A 1,630-nucleotide genomic window follows, 5' to 3' on the forward strand; every position below is an offset into this window, starting at 1 on the left:
CTACTGGCCCGTCAAGCGCCAGGCCGCCACGGCGGATCGCATCGCCAATCACAAGGGACGCAACCCGCAAGAACGCGCCTCCCTGAAAAAGCGCCTGCTGCGCAAGTGGATGAGCAAATGAAGCTCTCCTTCCATCAGCACATTGCGCTGTTCTGGATGATCGGTGCTCCGGGCGTCTTCGCGCCCGTGATCGAGAACGCCAAGCGGCCCGATGCCGGCGCCGTCATGGCGTGGGGTGTCGCGATCGTGGCGGTGATGATCCTCTTCACCCCTTTGCTGCTGCGCTGTCCACCATTCCGGCGCTGGTATGGCCGGACGGATGCGCTGTCGGAGCGGCAGCGCCAGGCGCTTGCCGAGCGCGGCCTGCGCCGCTACTACCAGACCGCTTTCGATGACGGCTACGTGCCCCGCGTGATGCCCTACGTGTGGCGCATCATCTGGACGGTCGGCGGGTTGATGGCTGTGACCGCCGTACTGCCTACCAACACCGGACGGCCAGCCTTCGATGCCTTGGTGGTCTTCTCGACCTGGTATCCGATAGGCGTGATGCTGCTGGTTTTCGCGTCGAGGCCCCTTGGCCGGTTGATTCGCCAAAGAGCACAGGAGCGGCGGAAATGAGCACGTCAACCATCGAGGCGCTGGCCAGCGCCTGGGCAAGGATTGCCGAGGAAGCGGAATTCCCCGCTGACTACGAGGGGACTGCCACACCACAAGCGCATCGGGCTAGCGAAGCTATTCAGGAGCAGATTCGGGAGCGCATCGTCGCCACCAACGACATGCGGCTGTTCAGCCTGCTGCACCTGCTGGGTCAGGCGTCGCTGCGCATGGAGCAAGCGCTGTGGCCGGAGGATTACGAGCGGATGACGCGCGAGGTTGAGGAAGCCCTGCGGCAAGCCACCGACGCCAACGCCAGATCGTACACCCACGAAGAAGTGATGCAGGCGATGCAGGAACGCATCGACCGGGCGCGAGACAAGCCATGTTGATTGGCTATGCGCGCGTCTCGACGCAGGATCAGAACCTGGAGCTGCAACGCGAAGCCTTGAGCAAGGCCGGATGTAAAAAGGTCTTCGAGGACAAGGTGAGTGGCACGCGGGCAGACCGGCCTGGCTTGGCCAAGACGCTCGAAATGCTGCGCGAAGGCGATACTTTGGTCGTCTGGAAGCTCGACCGGCTGGGCCGGTCGGTCAAGCAACTGGTCGATCTGGTCGGCGATCTGCACAAGCACGGTGTCCAGTTCAGGAGCCTCACCGACTCCATCGACACCGGCACACCATCCGGGCGGTTCTTCTTCCACGTCATGGCGAGCCTTGCCGAAATGGAGCGCGAGCTGACCGTCGAGCGCACCCGCGCCGGGCTGGAAGTCGCCAAGCAGCTCGGCCGCAAAGGCGGCCGCAAGCCGAAGATGACCGACAGCAAGATCGAGTCGGCCAAGAAGCTGCTGGCCAGCGGGGTGCCGCCCAAGGACGTGGCCAAGAACCTCGGCGTGTCCATTCCGACGCTGTACCGCTGGGTGCCAGCCTCCACGCACGCTTAGCGTGCTTTATTTAATGAGATGGTCACTCCCTCCTTCCCAGTACTATGCTGAGGACAGGCTTTCATTCGGAGAACCATCATGGAAAACATTGCG

3 protein-coding genes are annotated in these 1,630 nt (G+C 63.1%); all 3 read left to right on the top strand.

Going from position 1 to position 1,630, the window contains the following annotated elements:
- Nucleotides 1-117 precede the first annotated feature (117 nt).
- The 3 genes from ACMWLG_RS25750 to ACMWLG_RS25760 are packed head-to-tail and all read left to right on the top strand — an operon-like array spanning nucleotide 118 to nucleotide 1,537.
- On the top strand, nucleotides 118-618 hold the full coding sequence (locus ACMWLG_RS25750) for a hypothetical protein (RefSeq protein WP_003100856.1): 501 nt from the start codon (nucleotides 118-120) through the stop codon (nucleotides 616-618).
- Entirely contained in the window at nucleotides 615-986 is a 372-nt protein-coding gene (locus ACMWLG_RS25755; RefSeq protein WP_003100853.1) for a hypothetical protein, read from the top strand. Before ACMWLG_RS25750 ends, ACMWLG_RS25755 begins: the two co-directional genes overlap by 4 nt.
- On the top strand, nucleotides 980-1,537 hold the full coding sequence (locus ACMWLG_RS25760; protein ID WP_003100847.1) for a recombinase family protein: 558 nt from the start codon (nucleotides 980-982) through the stop codon (nucleotides 1,535-1,537). The genes ACMWLG_RS25755 and ACMWLG_RS25760 overlap by 7 nt, the downstream gene beginning before the upstream one ends.
- The last annotated feature ends 93 nt before the right edge of the window (nucleotides 1,538-1,630 follow it).

Source organism: Enterobacter sp. 01-M-02-SI-ECC (assembly GCF_047530595.1).
GTDB classification, from domain to species: Bacteria; Pseudomonadota; Gammaproteobacteria; order Enterobacterales; family Enterobacteriaceae; genus Enterobacter; species Enterobacter cloacae_M.